Raw genomic sequence first — 21,686 nt, 5'->3', positions numbered from 1 at the left:
CCAATTTGACGGATTTTGCAATATACAGCATCACCAAAGCGGGCATTTTCCTACAATCTTAATACGAGATTCCGTGCCCCTTCTCTCGTCCGCGCGTTTGCTGCTGCTCGTGTGCCATCTCTATTTTCTGCGCCTGTTGAGCGGCCTGAACAGTCGTCACAAGCTGGTCAGCTTTCGCGTACCCGGCTGCGAACGCTTCAACCCGCTCCTGATCAGCACCGGGCATCGCCTGGGCGAGGCGATCGCGATCAAGCTCATTTGTTCCCGGCAAACCGAACCGGTCGCGAACTGTCTCGACAAACCGGCGCAACTCACCCATTGCCTGCTGATCATCCGCCGATCTAATCAACGTCCCTAGACGATCTGCAGGCGTTCTCTCGATACGACCGACAAGCTCGCGTGCAGCCTGCGAAAGATCATCAACTGGCTCCCGCATCAGGGTACGGAACCGCTGCTCGTCCTTGGTCAGATCATTCCTCAGATTGCTTCGAACCTGGCCGTAATCCTGCAAGGCCGAGATCGCCGGCGAGACCGCTGCCAGCGCCTTCTCTCGCACGCCGTCATTTCGGCCGAACATGCTTCTGCTGCCGTGAAGCTCGCCAACAGATGCTGGATTATCCCGAATGGACTGCGCTAAATCGGCGACTAGAACCCGCCCGTCATCTATCAGGTTCCGCAGCGCAGAAAGCACGGCTTCAGGCCGCTGCCAGACGGCTGCAACCGCCGTCTCGAGACGGCGTGTTGCTGATTGCATGACCGGCCGGGTTTCCATCCGTGCCGCAACCGTCGCCTCGATGCTATCGCGCCAGTCGGAGATTGCTGCAACAAGTGGCTTTTCTGGTGTCGCAAACATCGCCTGCCTCCTTTCATACTGTTCGACTACCAGCCTCTCTTTCGCTTCGCTGTTGAGCGTCTGCGCGAGTTCGAGGCGCGTGAGATCCTGACCGGCTTTCTGCCCGGCATGGATCAGCGGCCAGTTGTCGATGAAAGCCTCTCGAACCGACTCCGGTAATAGCGACTGAACCTGATTGCGATCGTCGGCGCCGAGATCCGGACCGATGGCAACGACAGTCGCTTGCGGAATAATGGAAGCAATTTCCCGATTGAAGCGCTGAAGATCCGTGGCGGCTGAACCGTCCCTTAATTCATATCCAGCACTCGTGAACCAACGCCGACGTGCTCGATCCGTATCGGAGATTTGGGCATGTCCTAGATTATGCTCCAATCGGGAAAGGGCTTGACGAACCGCAGAAGTCATTTCGGGGAATGTGATGTCCGGAACCGTTACGACCTGCCGCTGTGACGGTTGATATTCCGGCCGATGTTCGGCGGCTTTGCCCTGTTGCTGCTCAGGCCGAATGACATGGGCGAATTTCTTGCCAATGGCTTCCAGCCGCTCGGCAACCTTCGTGAAGCGCTCTCGCAATGCCGCAAGCTGATGACGGAACATATCCCCAATTTCGCTGAATGATGGGATGCCGCGCCGTTCAGCAAATTCCTTCACGCTCAGACGGTAATCGTCAGTCCGTTCATAAGCGAGAGTGGTATCCTTCATGCGATCGCGTGAAAGTGTGTCCACCAACTTATCAAGAGTTCCGAATTCATCGGAACCTGCATAAAGGGTCGCACTGTCTCGATGCCGGCTCATCGCCACATACGTCATGTGCGCGTCCATCGTCGGGCTCGCCAGAACGTGGGCACGATCGACCGTCGCGCCCTGACTCTTGTGGATCGTCGCTGCGTAGCCATAATCGATATTCGCGTAACCGTTCTGTGCGACGGTGACGCTTCGGCCGTCAAACAGACCAATCACGAGACGGCCGCGACTAGCCTCCTCTACATTGCCGAATGAACCGTTCTCGACACCAAGTTCACGGCTCTTCTCCAGAAATACGATACGATCCCCAACCGCAAACTGACGCTGGCCCCGATCAGTCCGGAACCCATGTTCCTCCTGAAGACCGCCTCCCTCTTTGATAACGTTTCGGGCAGCCATATTCAGAGCAAGGACATCGACATTGCGATGCGCAAGCATCAACACATCGACGCCGGCCTCCCAATCACTCCGCCAATTGCCGATCAAAGAATTCCGAGCCGATGCACTGTCAGATTCGAGCTGGACGAGATCATGTTCGACGTAGCGCCCGATCGCGTCCGCGGTATTCCCCTTGCCGAATTCAATAGTCGCATTCTGCATCCATTCTTCGCGCTGGCGGCGAACGCCCGTAAGCTCGATGTACCCTGCGTCATCGGCAATAGCCCGGAAGGCGGCACCAGCTTCAATCGGCTGCAACTGGCGCGCATCACCGAGTAAGATGAGCTTCGCTCCGGCTTCTTCCACCGCAGAAACAAATCGCTGCATCTGCGCTGAACCGACCATGCCTGCTTCATCAAGTACGAACACATCGCCCGGCCCCAACTGGCGAAGGCCGTTCTTCCAAGACGCCTCCCAGGAGGCAAGTGTGCGGGATTCAATGCCTGCACTTTCCTGCAAGCCGACTGCAGCCTTGCCGGCCAACGCTCCGCCTACGACACGTCTCCCCTCTCCCTCGTAAACCGCGCGTACAGCGTTCATCACAGTCGATTTGCCGGCACCTGCGTAACCGACCATGACGGCGATACCCGCCTTTTCAGTTAGGCGAGAAATGACAACCTTTTGCTCTGGATCGAATTTGAAACCGGCACGTTTCTCAACCTCTGCGACAACCTTATCAGCGCTCTTCTGATTGACCGCAAAACCGTCCCGACCGACTAGCGACCGCGCAGAAGCGATCATAGTTCGTTCGGTATCGAGCACTTCCGTCGTTGTATATTTTGCGCGCTCAATGATCTTGTCTGTCATAGGATCGAAGATCGGTGATGCGATCATCACCTGATTTTCAAGCGCGCCTACGCGGAGGAACAGCGCCTGAAAATCCTCGTAGGAATCGGTGTAGCGATGGACTGTTCGCGCAACGTCGCGCTCATCGAAGACAGACTTTTCAGCGGTGATCAGCTTCAGGATGATGGAAGGATCTGCCATCACCTGCTGGCGGCGTGTCGCTTCGATCTCTGCATTGATCTCTATGCGATCCGACTTCACCCCTTTCCGGTCCATCCCCTCGGCGGTAGGCCCGCGGTGCATGGTTGGTTCGATCGCAATTCCCTGCTCTGAATAGGAGCGGTGGTCAACACGAATATCGAACCCGTGTGAGGCAAGATGATGGTTCTGCACATCCGCCCATGCTTCTCTCAGTGCAGGGATGAGCTCCTTGTCTCCGGCGAACTGGCGATAGAGGGCATGGCCGTTCTTCGAGAATTTCGGCTCACCATTCTCATCAACCGCGCGAACATTTTTTGCTCCAAATCCCTCATCTGTCAGAGGCCGCAAAGCGCTCATGATATGAACGTGCGGATTGCCCTTGATCTCGTGATACGCCCAATCCGCCACGACCCCCTTCTTTGAAAAGTTCTCCTCCACGAATTCGCGGACCAGGGCAATGTTCTGTTCTCGCGAAAACTCAATGGGCAGGGCAAGTGTCATTTCACGAGCAAACTGCGCGTCCTTCCTGTTCTCGGATGCCTCAACTTTATTCCAAAAGGCCTCCGACGCCTGAACCGGGGAAAGGTTCGCGAGAGCCTGCGCCCATTCCGGCGCATTAGCTGGTATCGCGAATTCGCTGTGAACGTTTCCCTTCTTGTTGGAAAAATCATAGGACCGTTCATAGGTCTGATTAGTCATGGCGGCGCAATGGCGATATGATGCTGCTGCGACCGCGCTTTGCCCGGTCGCCCTGCTTAAAACCTTCGCATGAAGATGAAATATCGCCATGCGAACACACATAACAAGCAGGTATCGACTTGTCGATACATAAGTGCGCCCTTAGAAACCGGAGCGCTGCGCGGCTCCGGACGGGACTGACAATGCGTTGGCTCCGCCAACACTTTGTTTTTCTTATTGGCTCGCTACCGCTCGACAGCTCATCGAGTGGAATTCAATCTTGCCGTATAGAGCAACTGGCGGTATCAATGACGAGTGTACAGCGAAACAACGGAGGCTACTCGTGGCACGCACCTCAAAGGTATCGAAGATTCAGGAAGAGATCGCACGCTTGCAACAACAGCTCGATGCGGAACGCGCAAAGGAAGCTGAACGGCTAGGTGGACTGGCTGTCAAAGCTGGACTTGCTGACGTCGATGTGTCCGACCGCGAATTACTCAAGGCTCTGAAGGAAGTGGCCGACCGATTTCAACAAACACCCGCTGAGTGAAGCAGGGCGCTTAGCACTCCTGCTTGGGAAGCGACATAGGGAGTATCGAGACAGGATGGCGGCAAATCGACAGAAGGATGCGCATGAGAAAATCATGCTTGGCGGCCTCGTCGTGAAGGCGGGTCTTCGCAATGAAAACCCCGCTTTCATCCTCGGTGTGCTGCTGACGGCTTTTGAGCAAAAGGATAACGAGAAGCTTCGCACTGCGATGATTGAAAAGGGCAGGAAGGCTTTTGAGAAATGATACGGAAACCGCCTGAACCTGCTGTTGGAGTTCTCGTTATCGCCGCTATTGTGGCGGCGGTCATGACGCCGCTCTTGTGGTACTTCCGCTTCGTGAACCCATCATGGCCTACGGCGAATGGTCATTTCGTCCAGCTCTCTTTTTCGCAGGCATGGGATTGCCTGACGATATGGAAATGGGGCGCTTGCCGATCCCATCTTGAAGCGATTGGAAGCCCCCTCGCCGGTTCAGCTATTCGCAACCAGGTAGTCGTTATTGCGCCTCTTATAGTCGCTCTCGCCCTCCTCGGAGTATTCATTTATCAGAAGTGGCTCGTGGTTCGGCAACGCGTCATTATCTCGGGAATGGTCGTAGAGGGAATGGACGCTTTGTTGCGTGCTGCTCGTTACGAGCAGAAGCACAATCGCTATCCGAAGACTCGCGGAATCCATATGTTCAATGGATGGCATTACACGCTCCCTCGCGAGACAAATCACACATTCATCCTTGGCGCTCCCGGGGGTGGCAAGACGGTAACTTTTCGTCGCATGATCGGCTCCGTTGTCGAACGCGGGGACAAAGCTATCATCTTCGATGAGAAGGGTGACTATACCCGCATAACACCTCCATCGGTTCGTGACGGAAAAGAGGTTCCTCCGCTTCTTCTGGCGCCACAGGATGACCGTTCGGCGGTTTGGGATATTGCGGCCGATTTGATCGTGTCACAGGACGCTGTTGAATTGGCGCAACGTATCATTCCCGATGACGGACATCCGTTTTTTACGCAGAGCGCTCGCGCTGTCCTCGCCGGCTGCGCTATCAAGCTGATGGCGGAAAAACCGAAGGAATGGACATGGCTCGATCTGCTCAATGAAACGCGTCAGGATCAGGAAAAACTGCTCCGGATCATGCTCAAGTATCAGCGCGGAGCCGACATCTTCTTGACCGCAGATTACAAGCAGGTCATGTCCACGCTCGGCCAGCTCGAAACGAACATGCGTCTGCTCGAAATGCTGGCGACAGCATGGCCCACCTATGAGGGAAGGCAGCGCTTCCGGTTACGTGAATGGTTGGTCAACAAGACCGATCAGAGAACGGTTATTGTCCAACACTCCGGCCGGTATGCCGAACTCTCCGACGGCTGGATTTCCGCGCTATACGCTGTTGCTGTCTCAACCGTCACGGACAGCAACCTGCTTTCAGATCATGACCTGCGCCGCATTTGGTTCTTTCTCGATGAATGGGGGCAGCTTCCGGAAATTCAGGATTTCGAGCGCTTCGTTACTCTCGGTCGGTCCAAGGGGGTCTGCGCCGTACTTGGTCTGCAAGACCTGTCACAGATCGCCAAAAACTACGGACAGGAAGTCCTCGACGTCCTCATAGCGTCTGTTGGCACAAAGGTCATAACTCGCATCAACTTTGGACCCACAGCAGAACGCATGGAACGTGACCTGGGCGAGACGACATTCTATGAATATCGCCGGGACATGATGACCGATGGCACGACGAAATGGCTGAAGGAGACGCATCGCGCCAGCCCTATCGAACGATCGGAATTCAGCACGGAATTGGGCGTCGATGATAAAGGTGTGACCGCCTTCGTTACCGGGATCGGCAAGAACGTCTATCAGGTCAAATTCCCCTTCCCTGAAGACGCAAAGGATCATCGCCCGTCGAACGTTCCGGCCGAGTGGACCTACACCTTTAAACCAACCGGCACCTTCACCAGTGACGCCGATATCGACGTCTATGTGAAGGCGGTTCTTGGTAAGAACTCACCGCCGCCACGAGGTGCGCTGCCTTCGACCGAAGATACCGAACAAGAGGACTTGCCGCTTGAAGAAGCCTTCAAAGCGGCGGCCGCGGCCGCACGCAAAAATGCGAGTGCTCCGGCACATTCTGAGGAGGCCGGAGACAAGCCCGAACAGGTCGATCTTTTTGAGAAGTACCGCTAGTTGCCCTAGTGGTAGGCCTCCATATCGGACGCCGCCCGCACATCAATCGACACGTGCTTTATGACATTCCCGTCCTTGTCTTTCGCGACAAGCATTTTGGGATTGTAAGCATAAACGCCGTTGTAATTGACGCGATAGATCACGCCGATCTTTTGCCAACGCTTTTTGGCGCGCATCACTGTATCTCGAAAGACTTCGAGTTTAGCCGCCAACTCGTCATTTGTCGGAGTTGTCCCATCCGCTCGCGGATTTAACACCAACTCCCGAAGCATCTTAGACCAATGCCTGTTTTTTGGAGGAGGGTTATCCGCGAGTTCTGTCAACCAAGAGAGATTCACGCCGGCTTCACCCGGTTTTATTTTCTCTGGTTCAGGTGGGCCGTCAAACGTTATTACCTTTGAGATGCCCTTCATCTGTTCCGCCCGTCTGTCGTTCCCACGTTCGATTTTATTTGGTGCGCTTATTGGTGTACTTTTATACAAGAGAACGTCCTAACCGTTATCATCTCCCTTAATGGAGTCAATGTTTTGCTCCATCCAGCAGAATCATTTCACAATGAATCCTGCGACATTTTCAATGTCAAATACGACTAGCTTGGCAGGAGCTTTTTCCCCTCGGTCCGCAAGGTGCCGTCTGGCCCGACATGCCGATAAAGGGTCGATCGGGTAATGCCTAATTCCCGGCATAGTTCCCCGACCTTCGTTCCCGGCTGGCTCATCGCAGCCATAGCCAAACGTAACTTCGCCTTTGTCATTTTCGGCGGTCTCCCTCCTACTCTCCCGCGCGCTCGCGCAGCAGAGAGGCCCGCCACAGTACGTTCTATTGTCAGTTCGCGTTCATACTCAGCCAGAGCGGCGAAGATCCCGAAAACCATCTTGCCCGCCGGCGTCGTCGTGTCGATTGATGCGAGTCCTATCCGGACATGGCGAGAAAACCCGTAACAAAAACAACATATCAAAAACGTCAGTTTTGGGACAGCGTTTTACGGCGGCCTTCGGCCGCAGGGTTTTCCCACAGGCTCCGGCCTTCTCTACGGCGCCATTGGGGGCGCGCTCAGGCCTCCGCCTGCTACGCCTGCTTTCCCTCGAAAGCAGGCTTCGGCCCTCCGGGCTGGAAAAACCCTTACTGCATGGAAGGCCGGCTTCGCCGGCGACTATTTCCTTGTTGAAATGCACCGATCCTCGATCCGGTCAAATTGCAGAGCCTCGCCATGCTCGCGGGCTCGCCGCTGCGCGTGGCTCCGGTTCCGGTCGCAAGCGACCGAGTTTGACCGGATCGGGCGGTTCGGTGCCATCCTGACCTATCGGGACGAGGGGCATCGCCCCTCGCCCGTTGGCGAGAAAGTTCGATCCGCCTCCGGCGCGGATCGAACAAGGGGCAAGTCCTATTCGAGGAGAGACAGGGCACGTATGAGCCCGCTTTCACTGTCGGGCGTCCAGCGTTGATAGTCGTAGACGCGGACAATGGTGCCGGCGGGTTCATCAGCGCTCGAGATGAGCGGAACGATCAGCTCGGGCAGCGTATCGAGCGATACACACGGATAGCAATCCAGGGCGCCATTTGGGCGTTCGAGCTCCACACGAAACAGGTGGGTTTGGGAATCAGTCATTGAACTCTCCGTCTCAGGGAAGGCGAAAGGGAAGCCCCCGCCGAAGCGGGGGCCGGGTGGATCAATCCCAGGGGATGACCGCCATCAGGCTTTCGTCATCCTGCCCCGGATAGCGGCCCAGGTTCGCGTTCAGCTTTGCAAAGCCGGTGTTGACGGTGAGCGTATAGTATTCGCCGCCCCTCTGGTTCTTCTTTTTCCAGATGCCGCCGATCTCGATCCGGCGGTTGCGCGGGGACTTCGCGTAAAGCCGGTAGACCGGAGCCTGAGGGTTCGTGCTCTCAACCGGCTCGCCGGTGATGTCGATGTCGAAGGTCAGCGTTGCGAGGTTGCCGGTCAGCGTGTCGGTTTCGGCGTCGATCTGGATGAAGTTTACGAGGTCAGACATTGCGCGATCTCCTTTGCTTGCGTTGTCGATGGACACGAGAAAGGACCGCACAAAGACCGGGCTGCACCCGAAGGGCCGCAGCGCAGCGGAGGACGGCATTGGCGGGCGATTTTGACTCGCGAGGAAGCGCCGCAGGCGCGGGGAAAATCGTTCGGTTATGCTGTTGCTGGCCGGGCGGACGGTCCTAGTGGCCTATTCGATCGACAACGCTGCCATGCAAAGGGATTTGATCGCTATGTCTTTGCTCTCGTCCCATTTCATTCCATAGCCGAAACCGGCATTTTGACCGGCACGGCTTCACAGTGTTCGTCCCGACGACATTGACATCAATGGCCTAGGCGTCGCGCGCACGAAACTTCCTGCTCCGTGCCGCCAGCTACGCTACACAGCTTTCGCGCCCGTCTATCGAAATGACAGTCGGCAATCTGGAACATGAACCAGGCCGGTAGCTTGGTCCTTCACCTCAAACTGTCAGCGCCGCTTTGCAAAGCGTGCACAGCTCCCTACATCTTGCCGGCAGGACCTCGATGCCAATGACCATCATCGGTATTCGCGCCGTCCCCCCGGCCTGCTTCGGCGGGGGCTTCCCTTTCGCCTTCAACAATTCGAGCGCCCTAGTTCATGGCAGATTTCGCCAAGGCCCGCAGTGTCGGCGCGAGGTGCAATTCACCCTTCGGCGAGCGGTACAGCATTGACAGGAAGTAGCGCGCCGGCTTCGCGATCTCGGCCGCGCCCGGCTTCAGCGCGGCGGACCGCACCAGCTTCTCAGCCACGATCGCGAGCGCCGCGGCCGCGTTCATCCGGCCGGCGACCTGTACGCCCGCGACCCATGTTTCGCGCGGTATTTGTATGAGCGCCCGGATTGTGTCGGCCTGCCCCTCCAAATCGCGCCAGGACGAGAAACTGATGCCATATTCGGCCTGAAGCTGGCGGCAAGCTAGCCGTAGCAGATCAAGGGTGGTTGCAGGATCATCATCACTACGTTCCCGGTCTTGCGCAGACGGTTCCGCTCGCACAGGCTCTTTTTCGAGAGCCCATTGATCGGCGGAGCCGATCTCAGAACTAAACTGAATCGATCGTGCGTTAGCGCGATGCCGTTCTCTTCTTACTAATGTCGTGGGGGTTGTAGTTGTATATGGGGGGACAGAATTGTCCTGCGCGGGGGACTCTTTACGGCTTTGATCGGCAGAATCATCATTCTGTGGCGATGACCCCGAAGGTTGCTCGGACGGCTCATACAGTGCAAGTGCGTCCTTCAGGAGGTCCACGAGCTGCGCAAGGTAGTCAGGATTTGCCCTCTGTTGGTGAAAATCGACTACGAGCGCATTGAACTTCTCCTCGAAACCCTGCGTCTCATGACCATCACGGCGAAGCTGTTCGAGCGCATCGACGATCTGCCGGGCGACACCTTGGCTTTGCCGTGTCGTCTCGCGCATCGATCGCCACTCATCAACATGAGCGCTCGCCAGTTCTTCGAGTTCCGCGAGCCGCGCTCTGGCGGGCGAGAAATCAAGGCCGAAGCTGCCCCCGCCTTCCCGATTTACATAGCGGCGACCGGTCGGGCTGTCGCGATAAGCGACAATGCCCGCCTCCACGAGCGAACGAATGGCGCGGGTGACGGTTTTCTCGCAGACGCCAAGATCATAGGCCAAACGGGCATTTGATATGGCAACGACGGGACGCTTGCCCTCTGTCCAGTCCTCTGCCGGGGAGATAGCAAGAAGCGTGTCGAGGATCTGGTAGGGATAGCCTTTTATGCCAAGGCGACCGGCGCATTTCTTTAGCGCGCTCGCAACCTGCGCCTTGGTCGCGGGGCGGTTGTCTTCCCTCATGGCAAGGGCAGCGCTGGCAAGAATGCCAGGCGTCACCCTTCTGAAACTGGCGATGGTCTGCATCGGATTCCTTTCTGAAATCCGGGCAAAGCTCACCCGTTCGCAAAAGCTGCGCTCGATATTGACAGTGAGGGAAAGGAGCCTTAGATTGAGACTTGAGTTTTTGAGATGGGTCTCTCGGAGCGACGGCAATCGCTTCTAAGATCATTCTTTCCCCCCGATGTAGCTTGCTGCGTCGGGGTTTACTTTTTCCGGGTTAGGGTTTCTCCTCGTTCCAAATCACACGACTCGCAATCGCGTCAGCCGCAAACGCTAACCGATTTGCTTGATAAAGCAAAATGATTCGGGAAATTTTCCGAGCTACAGCTTTCAAGCGAACCGGTCACAACTTGACAAGCGCTTGCGTCGTAAGGGTTTTTCCTAAACCCAAAGCCTGTGGGATCGCATTGTCGCACAAGCGCAATCGCATCATCGTGGCCGGCTTTACGAACACTTCCGGCACTGATCATCAATGACTGATTCTCTCGGTACTGGCGAATCTGCCCGCATCGTTACCCACTGCCAGGGAGAGGTGGAAGGGTTTGGGAAGGAGGAGGAGGGAACCGTCCCTCCTTCCCATGGGAGGGTGTTTGAGGGAGGGGCGGCTTGCCCCCCCTCTTTCGAGGGGTTTGGTCCGGTCGATCCGGGACAAACTCCTGTGCCCGCGATTTGAACCGGGCCACTAGCGCCCGTTGGATACGCGGCGGCCAGCACGATAAAAGCGCCTGCGTCAAAGGGCTGTCAGGATCGCGGTCCATGACCTCCTTTGTGTAACCAAGATTCCAGCGCTTCCACTGAAATGAATTCTTCATGTCAGCCTTCGGCCTCTATCGGACTTGAGGACGGGCAGCCTCGATAAAGGCTGCGATGGCATCTTTCCGCGTGGCGAAACCGTCCCGCATAGGGCGATCATCATTGAAGATCACAAACCATTCGCCGGTTACGAAAGTGCAATCGATAATGCCGCCTGCGTCATGTGGGTTCGTCATCATCCCGTTCGGGATTTCGCTCCATCCCGGCACGAAAGAATTCAGGGTCTCCAAATCAGTCATAGGCCGTCCTCCTTCATGGCATGGCGAGCAAGCTCCGCCTTTTCCGCAATAATCCGGTGCAGTTCCGCAACTCCGGCCTCAAGGCAGGCTCTCCCTTCGAGATGCCGGAATTGCATCCAGAAGGCGGCGCGTTCCTCGCGCGCCGGTCCTATGCCTGCCTGTTGTTCCAATTCTCCAATGGTGCCCATGGCTCATCCTTTCCCGCGCCGCTCAAGCGGCGCGACGTTCCTCGATCTCGTCAACTTCGGCTGTGATCTCGCCCGCGTCAGGCTGAAGGCTATGCAGATAGGTAACGGCACGCTCTGCATGGGATGCCGCCTGAAAAATCGCCCGTTTGTCGTTGTTCAGGACCTTGAGCCAACTCGCGATATAGGCGGCATGATCGTCGCGGGGATCGATGGCAAGGCCAAGATCGGCGGCTAAAAAAACGCTCCCAAGTTCGGCACACAATTCTTCCCGCGAATATCCCTCATCGCCCCATGCCTTGCGGCCAAAATCCCGAGCAAGGCGCGACGGGTGGCGGGTCCAGTGGATGCATTCGTGCCCGAGCGTGGTCGCATGTGCCTCGGCCGAAACAAAGGCGTCAAAAACCGGCATGCCGATGAAATCAGCATCGATCCGGTAATACGCCTTGTTTCCACCTTCGCGGATGTCAGCGCCAAGGTTGGCGAAAAAGGCATCCACTTGCGGAATGCGTTCCTTACTCTCCGATCCTTCTGGCGCGGTCGCCTTGGCGTAATACTGCTCTGGCAGGTCATCGATCTGATCGGCGCAAAAAACGCTATATCCTTTCATGAAAGGAATGCGCTTTTCGATCTCCTCGCCGCTTTCTGTCGTCTCCGTGCGCTCGATGGCGTTCGCATAGACGACAAGGGCCGATTTCTCGCCTTTGCGCACTTGCCCGCCAAGCTCCTGCGCCTGCTTGTAGGTCATCCAAAACGGCGAAGAATAGCCGCGCTCGCTGGCTTCCATCCACAAAAGCACGGTATTGATACCGCGATAGGGAACGCCATTATGCCGCAACGGGCGGACCGGCGTTCCGCAAGCGCCCCATGGCTGCATCCATGGGCGAGTACCCTGCTCAAGCTGTTCAATGATCCGGTTGGTGATCCGCTCGTAAACGTCAGCGCGGGGCTGTGTGGTGCTGCTTTTGGACTGTTTGCGCATGGTGTTTTCTCTCCTGATCCGCGAAGCGGTCTTCCTGTCCCGGTGAGGGGCAGGAGCCCCGCTCCTGCTCCCGAGCAGTCGGCGATCCGACCGGAGAGAGGGGGGCAACAGGCAAAACCGGAGGGGGATCACCCGCCCGTAGGGACAGGTTGCGCGGATCCGCGCGGGACGCGCAAAATCCGCGCACCTGGTCCTGCACAAGGGGGAGTTCGCCGGCAACGCCGGCGAGCTCGCCCGCGGAAGGACGGGGAAACCGGTTTTGCCCTGTTGCGGGGGAGAGACCGGCGGCCGATCTCTCCCCCTCTAATTAACAGCGTGAGCCGCTATGCGGCTCGCATCGTCGAGGCCGAAGGACGGGAAAAGGCCAAGGCCGCCGAAGCGGCCTTGGCTGCACCGCATTAGCGGTGCTGGTCCCGATCCCACTCGGTTTTGAACGTCAGGTCTGCCTCGAAGAAGAAGGGCAGTTTCACCGCGATTTTCAGGGCGATACTGCCCCGGCGGAAGAAGTTACTGACGATCTTCGCGAGGAAAGTGCGGAGGCTGCGGCCGGTGGCTTGGAGATATTGGATAAAATTCTTCATGGTGGTAGCTCCTGTGATCTGCGTTATTGCGGAGTTACGCGAACGCCCGGACAGGGGCTTGCACCCGGAGGGGCGCAGCGCAGCGGAGCACCTTTGCGGACATGAATTTTGTTGCGCGAGGAGCGCCGAAGGCGCGGGGAAAATTCTTGGCCGACAAGGTTGCTGGCCCCTGGCCGGGTGGTAGTCTACGCAGCAATGAATAACGCAGCTCACAGGAGCGGGGCATGAAGCACATTGCTCCCTCCAAGCCACCGGCCGTAGCCGGTTTCAACGCGGCAGGATTGGAACATTATTGCGCTGGCCCGACGGCCTCATGCGGTGAAACTGCCCTTCTTCTTCGAGGCTGCGCGCAGCGCGTGGGATCGGGACCTGCGGCGCGATCGCGCCGCACCCAATGGCTTCGCGGCCTTGGCCAGCGACCATATTCCGCGTCAGTCCGATCGTTACCCGAATGGGCCGAAACAGGCTGGCCGCGCGCCCTGTCCGGAACAGGCCGGGATCGGCACGCTTGCGTGACGGTGCTGGCCGTTGTGTAGGCTGGCGCGCGGCCTGACTGGTTCGGTGAGCCGGTGCGCCAGAACCGGCGAATAGAGCGGCGGTGCCGTAAGGCAGACGCCCAATAGACGCCCCTGCTTTTTTCTAATTGTCATGAGGCTGCGGATGGTCATATTCAAAGTTGATGCGGCAATACAACTTATGCTTTCCAAGGGTCGCCGTTCGTGATGTACGTACCGCGATCCGTCATGACGTTAATTACTCCGCTCCATTCGGTTTGCCTGACGAGCGGAATCTAGGACCGAACGGCCCTGCGCCAACGCCTGCGCTGACGAATTTCCCCGCGCCTTCGGCGCTCCTCGCGAAGCAAATTCGCCAGCCTTTCGGCGTCCTCCACGATGTTGCGGCCCTGACGGGTGACGCATGTCCCGTGTTCGTTCCGGTGTTTCCGCATCGGCAACCGAAAAGAGGAGTAATACCGATGACTGACCTCGTGAATTACATCAAGATCGACGGCGACAAGGTCGCAGGTAACATCGCCACCATCACCTTCGATATCGACGTGACCGGCGAGCCCGTGCATAGCGACAACCTTCAAGCTCCGGTCTTCCGCCTCTACGGCAAGTCTCCACGCAATCGCCCGATCGAAGTTGGCGGCATCTGGAAGAAGAAGAACCAGCGAGGCGGCGAATACTACACTCTTTCGGTCAACACCGGTTTCGCGAAGCTGAATGCGAACCTCGGCCGCTATCCGGGACAGGACGACGACACCCTGATGGCGGTCATTCCTTGGGACTGACGCGGAAGCGGGCGGCGCTCAGCGCCGCCCGCCTTTGGCTGCTTATCGCAGCCGCGTCGATCTTCCCCCTTGCATGCGCGGCATAAAGTTGATTCTGCTTTATAAAGCGAAAATGCAAAGAGGAAGCTCTGAATGAGATTGCCGCGACTGCTGTTGAGTATATCCCTCCTGTTCGCCCTCCCCTCGGGCGAAATGTCGGCGCAAGCCGCCGATACGAACTGGCCGATTTGCGGTCGCGGCAAGCGTATCACCTGCATAGTGGACGGCGATACTTTCTGGATGGATCGGGTCAAATACCGTCTTCAGGGCGTGAACGCTCCTGAAGCTGGCGATGGCGCGCGCTGCGCCAAAGAGCGGAACATGGCAGACGCTGCCACAGTGCGGCTCCAGGAGCTCATGCAAAGACCGGGGCTGACGTTTCAGCGCCGGGGCAATGACCGCTATGGGCGCGTGCTTGTGACTGTCCGGACCGCCGACGGCGAAGAGGTCGCGGCGCTGATGGTCAAGAGCGGACACGGGCGAACCTATTACGGCGGATATCACGATCCTATGGAGTGGTGCCGTTATTGAATGCACCAGTGCTCGGCTTGTGCAAGTGGTGGGTCCTCGCCATGCTCGCGGGCCTTACCCGCTGCGCGTGGCTCCGGTCCCGGCCCGAAGGCCGCCCTTGCACAAGCCTGCGCGCCGGCGCGGTGCTGAAAGCATCGGGACGAGGGGCATCGCCCCTCGCCCGCTGGCGAGGAAGTTCGATCCGCCTCCGGCGCGGATCGAACAAGGGGCATGAGAAAACTGGCGGAACGCCAAGCACCCGGGCAGGTTCGATACCTGGCCGGGCGCTAATGGGTTTTTGGGGGAGCTGGACGCGCCGGAGAGGAGCGCGACCAGCTAACGGCTTATTCAGCCGCTTCGGGGAACTGTTGCTCGGCTTCGACCTCGGTCATGGGAATGCGAACCGGTTCGGGAAGCCAGCCGGTGTTTGCAACCATCCGCTCGGCAATGGCAACGGCCTCGGCCTTCTTGCCTGCTGCTCGGATAGCCGTCGCGGCTTCTTCCCCTTTCACCTCGGCAACCACAGCCTCGATGCTCTTTTTGTTGAGGTGGGAAAGATAGGCATCGCCGGTCGGTTCAAACCAGTTGCGCATATCGACATTGAGGGCGCGGCCTATTTCGTTGGCATGAGCAAGAGCCTTGTCGCGTCCATGAAATTTTGCTTCCACGGCATTGAGGCTATGAGAGGCGGCGAAGGCCAGCAAGACCAGCAACTGGTCGCGAGGCTGATCAAGGCACCATTCCCATAGATCGGCTGGATTGCCGGGGATATGATCGCCATAGCGTTCCTTCAACTCCTGAAACGCAATCCCGGCCTTGCTGTTTTCGGGCTGCTTCATGGACCCTTCCAAGGGCTGATAGGTCAACTTGATTTCCAAGGCGGTGTGTTCACTCGCATAGCGGTAGACCGCGCTCAAAAGCAGGGCATGAACCACGGCTGCGAGGGCTATATCGGGATTGTCGGCCAGTTCCACGCGAAGGGCAGCGGTCTTCTGCGCTGTCAGGTCCTCGACCAATGCCGCCGAATGGGTCAGCTTGATCGGCACCGCCTCGCTTTCTCTGCTACCCTCATTCTCGCCGCTGCGCTGGCCTTCCTCCTGCTCCTGCTGTTCATCCTCATCGTTGACAAGGCCACGATGCACGGTTGCCCGCCCGTAGTAGTCGAGGCAAACGATCGCCCCGGCGCGCGCCAAATCCTCCGCCTTATAGGCTTCCTGCCGGTCCTTGAGGCTGTCCATTTCCTTTTCGATGGCTTCAAGCTTCGGTTCGGCGTCCTCGTCGGCGTCTCCTGCCTCGATCAATTCGGCAAGGCTGTCATATTCCTCGGCAAGCTGATCAAGCCGCTCCTGATCTTCTGCGCTAATATCTACAGGCTCCGGATAGACGCGGCTCATGCTGTAAATGTCGTCCGGCTGTGCGGAATGAACTTCAACCCATTTCCAGCCCTCAGCCTTGACGCCTTCGGCTTCGGTTTCGAGCTTTTCGAGCACCAGCCTTTCGACTAGGCCGGAATCGGTGGCATAGCCGCCGCTCTCACCGTCGAACAGATCGCGGCGAACGGTCCCGCCAGCCGCTTCAATGGCATCCAAGCCGCCAATGAAACGGATACGCTTGTCGGAAGCCGGGATTTCCTCGGAAGCCAGCATGCGCTTGATGGTGTGGGCATAACGGTTGTAACTGGCGAGGCTATTCCAAACCTGCTCCTGCCGTTCGTGGTCATCCGTGATGGTGAAGGCTGCAAGCTCGTCATAGCTCATCTCACCATTGCGGAAGAGATCGAACAGGACCGGCGACACGCGAGCCAGCGCCATGCGGCGCTTCACGTTTAGCTCCGTGGTCCCGAAACGTACTGCAATTTCGGCAGGGCTTTTCCCCTCGTCGGCCAAGGTCTTGAAGGCCATGAATTCGTCGGCGGGATGCATCCCCTTTCTGACGAAATTCTCGGCAAGGCTGATTTCGGTCGCGTCTTCGCCATCCCACAGGCCGCAATCGACGCCATGGGTTTTTCCGATTTCGCCCTGCTCTGCAAGCAGATTGAGGCCAGCCAGACGCAAACCGCCAGCGGTGACGAAATAGCGGCCCTTCTTTTCGCCCGGACGAATGACAAGGTTATGGATCAGCCGGAAATTACGCGCCTTTATGGAAGCGGCCATTTCCGCGATTTCTGCCGCCTCGTAGGTCTGGCGCACGTTCCGGGGGTCGTGGTCGAGCTTGTTGAGCGGCACTGTGATGTTGTTGGTATCGGTCATGATGTTATCTCCTATTTCCCTTTTCCCGCGAAGCGGTCTTCCTGTCCCGTAAGGGGCAGGAGCCCCGCTCCTGCTCCCGAGCAGTCGGCGATCCGACCGGCGAGAGAGGGGGGCAATGGTGAAAACCGGAGGGGGATCACCCACCCGAAGGGACAGGTGGCGAGGATCCGCGCGGACACGCGCAAAATCCGCACACCTGGTCCTGCACAAGGGCGAGTTCGCCGGCATCGCCGGCGAGCTCGCCCGCGGAAGGATGGGGAGACCGGTTTTCGCCATTGCGGGGGAGAGACGGCCGCACGGTCTTTCCCCCTGAAGGGGATCAACACGCTTGCGAAGCAAGCTCCGCTATTATCGCGTTGAGACAAATCGCTTCTTCGAGCGTTAGGGCGGCATGGCGAAGCACTTGAGCGGTATGAGAACACGAACCAAGATCAGCGACCCGATGCCCCGGCGCATCGAGCCATGCCTTGCGCTGCTTGTGTCCAAACCACCAGCAGGGCCGGACTGGTCATTTGAAATCAAGTGGGATGGCTACCGCCTTGCGGTCCATGTCGAACCTGATGGCGTCCGGGTGCTGACCCGAGGAGGACACGACTGGACGCCAAGATTCACACACATTGCCGACGATGCGCAGCAACTCGGCCACGATACAATGATCCTCGACGGCGAGGCGGTCGTTCTGGATGAACAAGGCCGATCTGACTTCGGCTTGCTGCAGCAAGCTCTCGGCGGACGTGGCGGCAGGCGTTTTGCCCGTGAGGCCATATTCTTCGCCTTCGATCTTCTCTATCTCGACGGTCGCGATCTTACGCACGAGCCCCTTTCCAAGCGGCGGCAGACGCTCGAAAAGGTACTGAACGGCCGTGAAGGCATAATACGCTACTCTGAATCGATTGATGCGGATGGGAACCAGCTCCTCGAGCGCGCTTGCGAACTCGGCCTCGAGGGAATTATCGCAAAGCGTCTCGATCGTCTGTATCGTTCCGGCCGTCATGGCGAATGGCAAAAGATCAAATGCGTGCAGAGCGACACATTCGCGATCGTCGGCTACGAACCGTCGGAAGCGATGCGCGGCGGAGTCGCCCGTCTGCTGCTTGCGGCTCGCAAGAGTGGTGAACTGGTCTACGTCGGTGGCGTCGGAACCGGCTTCACACATAAGTCCGCGCGCGATCTGAAAACCATACTGGACAGGATTTCGGCCCGAAAGGCCCCTGTGGCTCTGAAGCGAAAGAATGCTATCTTTGCCGAACCACGCTATTTCGCGGAAATCGAATATCGCGGATGGACGCGCGAGCCAAGACTACGCCACGCCTCATTCAAAGGGTTACGAGAACCTGCTGATAATTCCGAAGTGTTCGAACTGAAAGACTAGCTAACACCGGAACCTTTCCTATAGCGCTCAGAAGATGAGTGCAGCGGAGGCACTTGGGGGGAGTGTCGCAGTAGGGGTGGTTTGCTGCCTGTCGGCTTTCGTGCAGGATAGGAGTTCAGCGGACACGGGCTGCCAACTTCAACATCATTCGGAACCGCCATATGATCGACTTGACTACACTAATTACCTACAACGCAATCGTACTTGGCTTCGTTTTCATTCCTGGCCCTGCAACACTTTTAACTGTCGCGCGGGCGACCAGCTCGGGCACAAAGGTCGGTATCGCGACCGGCGTCGGTATCGCGGCTGGTGACGTTGTTCACACGTTCATGGCCATCATCGGAATCTCTGCTGTGATCGCCGCATCGGCTACTCTGTTCAGCATCGTGAAATATGTAGGTGCAGCCTATCTTGTCTATCTCGGCATACAGGCGATCTTAGCGAAAACTCCCTCGGATCCGACCGCCGCCAGAGCACTTCCGATCACCGCGCAGAAAGCATTTAGGCAGGCCATTTTGGCGGAAGTGCTCAACCCGAAGACTGCGCTATTCTTCCTGGCGTTCCTGCCTCAATTCGTCCATCCAGAGAATGGTTCCGTTGCACTTCAACTGATGGTGCTAGGCATCGTCTTTGTGCTTCTGGGCTTGCTCAGCACGGTGATCTTCGCCGTGTCAGCCGCAAGTCTCGGCAACTTTCTCCGCCGCAACCCGATCGTGCTGAAATGGCAGGGTAAGGTGGTCGGTGGAATCTACTGCGCATTAGGTGTCCGATTGGCGTTGCAAGAACGCTGAACTTCGCGAAGTCGCCTGAGTTGCTCGCACAATGCGTAACAGCATGCGCGTAAATTTGGGCGATTTCCTGTCGAGTGACACGGAATTTGGCCCTTGAGGTTATTCAAAGTCATTGAAAACAAACGGTGTTGTCACGTTAACTGGGCTACAGTTGCCTGCCTGACGGTTTGGGCGTAAATTTTGGCGATGCAGACATCAGATATCATCTTCAAGCGTCACCGTTTTCCGCCACAGATTATTGCTCATGCGGTGTGGCTTTATCTGCGGTTCAACCTTAGTCTGCGTGAAGTTGAGGAAATGCTGCTTGAGCGTGGAATCGACGTATCATACGAGACAGTTCGTCGTTGGATCGCCAAGTTCGGCCCCCAGATCACACGCAACTTGCGGCGGCGTCAGGCGCGCCCCGGCGATATTTGGTATTTGGACGAAGTGGTCGTCAAATGCGCTGGAGAAAAATTCTGGCTTTGGCGTGCGGTGGATCAACATGGCTCCGTTCTCGAAGAAATCTTGCAGAAGCGGCGTGATAAAAGGGCGGCAAAGCGATTGCTTGTGGCGTTAATGAAGCGCTATGGCTTTGCTCCCAAACGGATCATCACCGATAAGCTCCGCTCCTACGGTGCAGCAAAGGCAGAAGTGGCACCCGGCCTTGACCATTGGTCGCACAAGGGCCTCAATAATCGGGCCGAAAATAGCCATCTGCCGTTTAGGAAACGGGAGCGAACCATGCAAGGTCATCGGTCACCTGGAGCGTTGCAACGGTTCGTCTCCATGCACTCAGCGACCCGCAATTGTTTCTCTGTTCCATCTCGTCGCCGAGCCGCACACACAATTCGCTACCATCGCCTCGAAGCTTTCGATGCATGGAAAATTGCGGCCTGTTTCGCCTGAATATCTACGAGCCCCTGGCCTTTCCGGCCAGAGAAACTTAACGTGACAACACCCGATGAGTAGATCAGCGATCTGCTCGTTCTCGTCGTTCAGCTTGGCGCTGTAACGATAGCAGGTCTCGCTGACCTCGAAGGTGCGGCAGGCGAGCGCAATGCTCACCGCGCGCAACGCCACTGCTTTCCCAGCCATCTCCCGGCGTTGAGATGGCCGCGTCATTTTTTTCCAAGAGCCTCCTTCAGCAGCTCGGCCTGCATGCTCATCTCGGCATACATCTTCTTCAGCCGACGGTTCTCGTCCTCCAGAGCCTTCATCTGGCTGATCATCGACGCGTCCATGCCACCGTATTTGGCTCGCCATTTGTAAAAGGATGCCGTGCTCATTCCGTGTTCGCGGCACAACTCCGGCACTGGGACCCCACCTTCCGCCTGGCGAAGGATTGCAAGGATCTGGGGTTCGCTAAATCTGCCCGTCTTCATCAAAATCTCCTCGATCATAAAGCCCGAGAAAATTCTACTTTTGAAGCCCGTTATTCGGCGGGGGGATTACCCCCCAACGCTCCGATGATCGCCGTCAATACATCCACATCACCGCATTCCAGCGTCAGCTTCACGCCGTTCGGCAGTGATACGCTCACCTTGGCTGGAGAGGAAAAAGGCGAAGCCCCTTTGGAGGCCGACCCACGCACTTCATCGAAAGTCGCCGGCAAATCCACCGTAGCCACGTTGCTCTGTCGCGAGAGGGCCTTGTAGGCTGCACTTTCGATCCGAACCGGGATGAACGCCGGTGGTGAAGACGGCGGGAGAGCCTGGGTCTCCGTGCGCTTCTTTATCCACTTGCGCAGAAGGTTCGCATTGAGACCATGTTCGAGCGCAAAACTCGATACCGACACGCCAGGCTCAAGGCAGGCCGCGACAAGACGGTCCTTCGATGCGGGGTCGTATCGGCGGCGACCGTTCCGACCAATAAGCCTCACCCGCAGTTTTTGATCTTCTTCCACGATCTGGTGTCCACCTATTTTGGTGGACACCTCATGCCGCAGAGCACTCAACACCAAAAGGTGCGCAGAAATTCGCGCTTACCGATGAACTGCTTCCCTGGAATTGGTCGCCAGTCACCGCCATCTCCGCCGAGGCCGCCTGATGGCAACCGTGACCCATGTGTTCAGCATCGACTATGTCGGCAAATTGCTCGATGCCGAACTCCTTCAGGCGATCGTCAGCAACGATGACAATCTGAGCTACGGCAGCATCATCAGCGTCTACACCGGGCCGGACGAGGCCATAACTTCGCTGACCCGCGACGGAATTGAAGAGCTGCAGCAAATGCTTGTCCATGCTCGCCGCACCGCCGACGAATGGAGCAACTTCCTCGACGCCTTCGTCGATGACGAGAAACTCGTTGCTCGCATCAAAGGTAAGCGCGCATTTCTACGCACCTTTTGCTGTTGAGT

Annotated in this window: 21 protein-coding genes and 2 pseudogenes; 10 read left to right on the top strand and 13 right to left on the bottom strand. The window is 57.5% G+C overall.

The window, feature by feature from the left end; all coding sequences use genetic code 11:
• Window positions 1-58: 58 nt before the first annotated feature.
• On the bottom strand, window positions 59-3,811 hold the full coding sequence (gene traA / locus ABDF71_RS24340; protein WP_240579690.1) for a Ti-type conjugative transfer relaxase TraA: 3,753 nt from the start codon (window positions 3,809-3,811) through the stop codon (window positions 59-61).
• Between the two features lie 232 nt (window positions 3,812-4,043).
• On the opposite strand from traA, the gene ABDF71_RS24335 reads away from it, so the two are divergent.
• From ABDF71_RS24335 to ABDF71_RS24325, 3 genes are read left to right on the top strand one after another with little or no spacing between them, the layout of a single operon-like run.
• Window positions 4,044-4,250 (top strand): TraC family protein, encoded by a 207-nt coding sequence (locus ABDF71_RS24335; protein ID WP_151678445.1) that lies wholly within the window; start codon window positions 4,044-4,046, stop codon window positions 4,248-4,250.
• 55 nt (window positions 4,251-4,305) lie between these two features.
• The gene (locus tag ABDF71_RS24330; protein WP_240579691.1) at window positions 4,306-4,494 is read left to right on the top strand and encodes a conjugal transfer protein TraD; all 189 of its coding nucleotides are present in this window, start codon (window positions 4,306-4,308) and stop codon (window positions 4,492-4,494) included.
• Window positions 4,491-6,428, top strand: coding sequence for a type IV secretion system DNA-binding domain-containing protein (locus tag ABDF71_RS24325; protein WP_240579692.1), 1,938 nt, complete (start codon window positions 4,491-4,493; stop codon window positions 6,426-6,428). The genes ABDF71_RS24330 and ABDF71_RS24325 overlap by 4 nt, the downstream gene beginning before the upstream one ends.
• A gap of 5 nt (window positions 6,429-6,433) precedes the next feature.
• On the opposite strand, the gene ABDF71_RS24320 is transcribed toward ABDF71_RS24325, so the two are convergent.
• The 9 genes and pseudogenes from ABDF71_RS24320 to ABDF71_RS24280 form a co-directional block, all read right to left on the bottom strand.
• Window positions 6,434-6,841 (bottom strand): hypothetical protein, encoded by a 408-nt coding sequence (locus ABDF71_RS24320; protein ID WP_100560291.1) that lies wholly within the window; start codon window positions 6,839-6,841, stop codon window positions 6,434-6,436.
• A gap of 176 nt (window positions 6,842-7,017) precedes the next feature.
• Window positions 7,018-7,335: pseudogene (locus ABDF71_RS24315) on the bottom strand (recombinase family protein); the annotation flags it as partial.
• 477 nt (window positions 7,336-7,812) lie between these two features.
• Window positions 7,813-8,037 carry a hypothetical protein gene (locus tag ABDF71_RS24310; protein ID WP_100560287.1) on the bottom strand — a complete coding sequence of 75 codons (225 nt, stop codon included), beginning with the start codon at window positions 8,035-8,037 and terminating at the stop codon, window positions 7,813-7,815.
• Between the two features lie 61 nt (window positions 8,038-8,098).
• The gene (locus ABDF71_RS24305; RefSeq protein ID WP_100560382.1) at window positions 8,099-8,422 is read right to left on the bottom strand and encodes a DUF736 domain-containing protein; all 324 of its coding nucleotides are present in this window, start codon (window positions 8,420-8,422) and stop codon (window positions 8,099-8,101) included.
• Between the two features lie 614 nt (window positions 8,423-9,036).
• A complete protein-coding gene (repC, locus tag ABDF71_RS24300) occupies window positions 9,037-10,317 on the bottom strand; it encodes a plasmid replication protein RepC (RefSeq protein ID WP_100560285.1) in 1,281 nt (426 codons plus the stop codon).
• An 803-nt stretch (window positions 10,318-11,120) separates the two neighbouring features.
• Complete coding sequence (locus ABDF71_RS24295; RefSeq protein ID WP_100560283.1) at window positions 11,121-11,345, bottom strand: hypothetical protein; 225 nt, start codon at window positions 11,343-11,345, stop codon at window positions 11,121-11,123.
• A complete protein-coding gene (locus tag ABDF71_RS24290) occupies window positions 11,342-11,533 on the bottom strand; it encodes a hypothetical protein (protein ID WP_100560281.1) in 192 nt (63 codons plus the stop codon). Before ABDF71_RS24290 ends, ABDF71_RS24295 begins: the two co-directional genes overlap by 4 nt.
• 22 nt (window positions 11,534-11,555) lie before the next feature.
• Complete coding sequence (locus ABDF71_RS24285; RefSeq protein WP_454623511.1) at window positions 11,556-12,512, bottom strand: ArdC family protein; 957 nt, start codon at window positions 12,510-12,512, stop codon at window positions 11,556-11,558.
• Between the two features lie 398 nt (window positions 12,513-12,910).
• Window positions 12,911-13,093, bottom strand: coding sequence for a hypothetical protein (locus ABDF71_RS24280; RefSeq protein WP_240579694.1), 183 nt, complete (start codon window positions 13,091-13,093; stop codon window positions 12,911-12,913).
• Between the two features lie 224 nt (window positions 13,094-13,317).
• Between ABDF71_RS24280 and ABDF71_RS24275 the strand changes: the two genes are divergently transcribed.
• From ABDF71_RS24275 to ABDF71_RS24265, 3 genes are all read left to right on the top strand, one after another.
• Window positions 13,318-13,629 carry a hypothetical protein gene (locus ABDF71_RS24275; RefSeq protein WP_500061828.1) on the top strand — a complete coding sequence of 104 codons (312 nt, stop codon included), beginning with the start codon at window positions 13,318-13,320 and terminating at the stop codon, window positions 13,627-13,629.
• A 440-nt stretch (window positions 13,630-14,069) separates the two neighbouring features.
• On the top strand, window positions 14,070-14,387 hold the full coding sequence (locus ABDF71_RS24270) for a DUF736 domain-containing protein (RefSeq protein ID WP_113439530.1): 318 nt from the start codon (window positions 14,070-14,072) through the stop codon (window positions 14,385-14,387).
• 132 nt (window positions 14,388-14,519) lie between these two features.
• Complete coding sequence (locus tag ABDF71_RS24265) at window positions 14,520-14,957, top strand: thermonuclease family protein (RefSeq protein ID WP_240579696.1); 438 nt, start codon at window positions 14,520-14,522, stop codon at window positions 14,955-14,957.
• A gap of 323 nt (window positions 14,958-15,280) precedes the next feature.
• Here ABDF71_RS24265 and ABDF71_RS24260 read toward each other — a convergent pair whose 3' ends face one another.
• Window positions 15,281-17,185, bottom strand: a complete 1,905-nt coding sequence (locus ABDF71_RS24260; RefSeq protein WP_240579697.1) for a ParB/RepB/Spo0J family partition protein — start codon at window positions 17,183-17,185, stop codon at window positions 15,281-15,283.
• Between the two features lie 412 nt (window positions 17,186-17,597).
• On the opposite strand from ABDF71_RS24260, the gene ligD reads away from it, so the two are divergent.
• The 3 genes from ligD (at window position 17,598) to ABDF71_RS24245 (ending at window position 20,236) form a co-directional block, all read left to right on the top strand.
• Window positions 17,598-18,557: a non-homologous end-joining DNA ligase gene (gene ligD / locus ABDF71_RS24255; RefSeq protein ID WP_264813638.1), complete on the top strand. Its 960-nt coding sequence runs from the start codon at window positions 17,598-17,600 to the stop codon at window positions 18,555-18,557.
• Window positions 18,558-18,718: 161 nt separating this feature from the next.
• The gene (locus ABDF71_RS24250) at window positions 18,719-19,348 is read left to right on the top strand and encodes a LysE family translocator (RefSeq protein ID WP_113334177.1); all 630 of its coding nucleotides are present in this window, start codon (window positions 18,719-18,721) and stop codon (window positions 19,346-19,348) included.
• 186 nt (window positions 19,349-19,534) lie between these two features.
• On the top strand, window positions 19,535-20,236 hold the full coding sequence (locus tag ABDF71_RS24245; RefSeq protein ID WP_055661736.1) for an IS6 family transposase: 702 nt from the start codon (window positions 19,535-19,537) through the stop codon (window positions 20,234-20,236).
• A 54-nt stretch (window positions 20,237-20,290) separates the two neighbouring features.
• Here ABDF71_RS24245 and ABDF71_RS24240 read toward each other — a convergent pair.
• Window positions 20,291-20,712: pseudogene (locus ABDF71_RS24240) on the bottom strand (transposase); the annotation flags it as partial.
• Between the two features lie 50 nt (window positions 20,713-20,762).
• On the bottom strand, window positions 20,763-21,236 hold the full coding sequence (gene tnpA / locus ABDF71_RS24235) for an IS66-like element accessory protein TnpA (RefSeq protein WP_454623519.1): 474 nt from the start codon (window positions 21,234-21,236) through the stop codon (window positions 20,763-20,765).
• 139 nt (window positions 21,237-21,375) lie between these two features.
• On the opposite strand from tnpA, the gene ABDF71_RS24230 reads away from it, so the two are divergent.
• Entirely contained in the window at window positions 21,376-21,684 is a 309-nt protein-coding gene (locus tag ABDF71_RS24230; protein ID WP_454623510.1) for a hypothetical protein, read from the top strand.
• The last annotated feature ends 2 nt before the right edge of the window (window positions 21,685-21,686 follow it).

Origin of the sequence: Ochrobactrum sp. WV_118_8 (genome assembly GCF_039631535.1) — a bacterium.
GTDB lineage: Bacteria > Pseudomonadota > Alphaproteobacteria > Rhizobiales > Rhizobiaceae > Brucella > Brucella anthropi.
The sequence above is the reverse complement of the archived record's forward strand: the minus strand, read 5'-3'. Positions and strand labels throughout refer to the sequence as shown.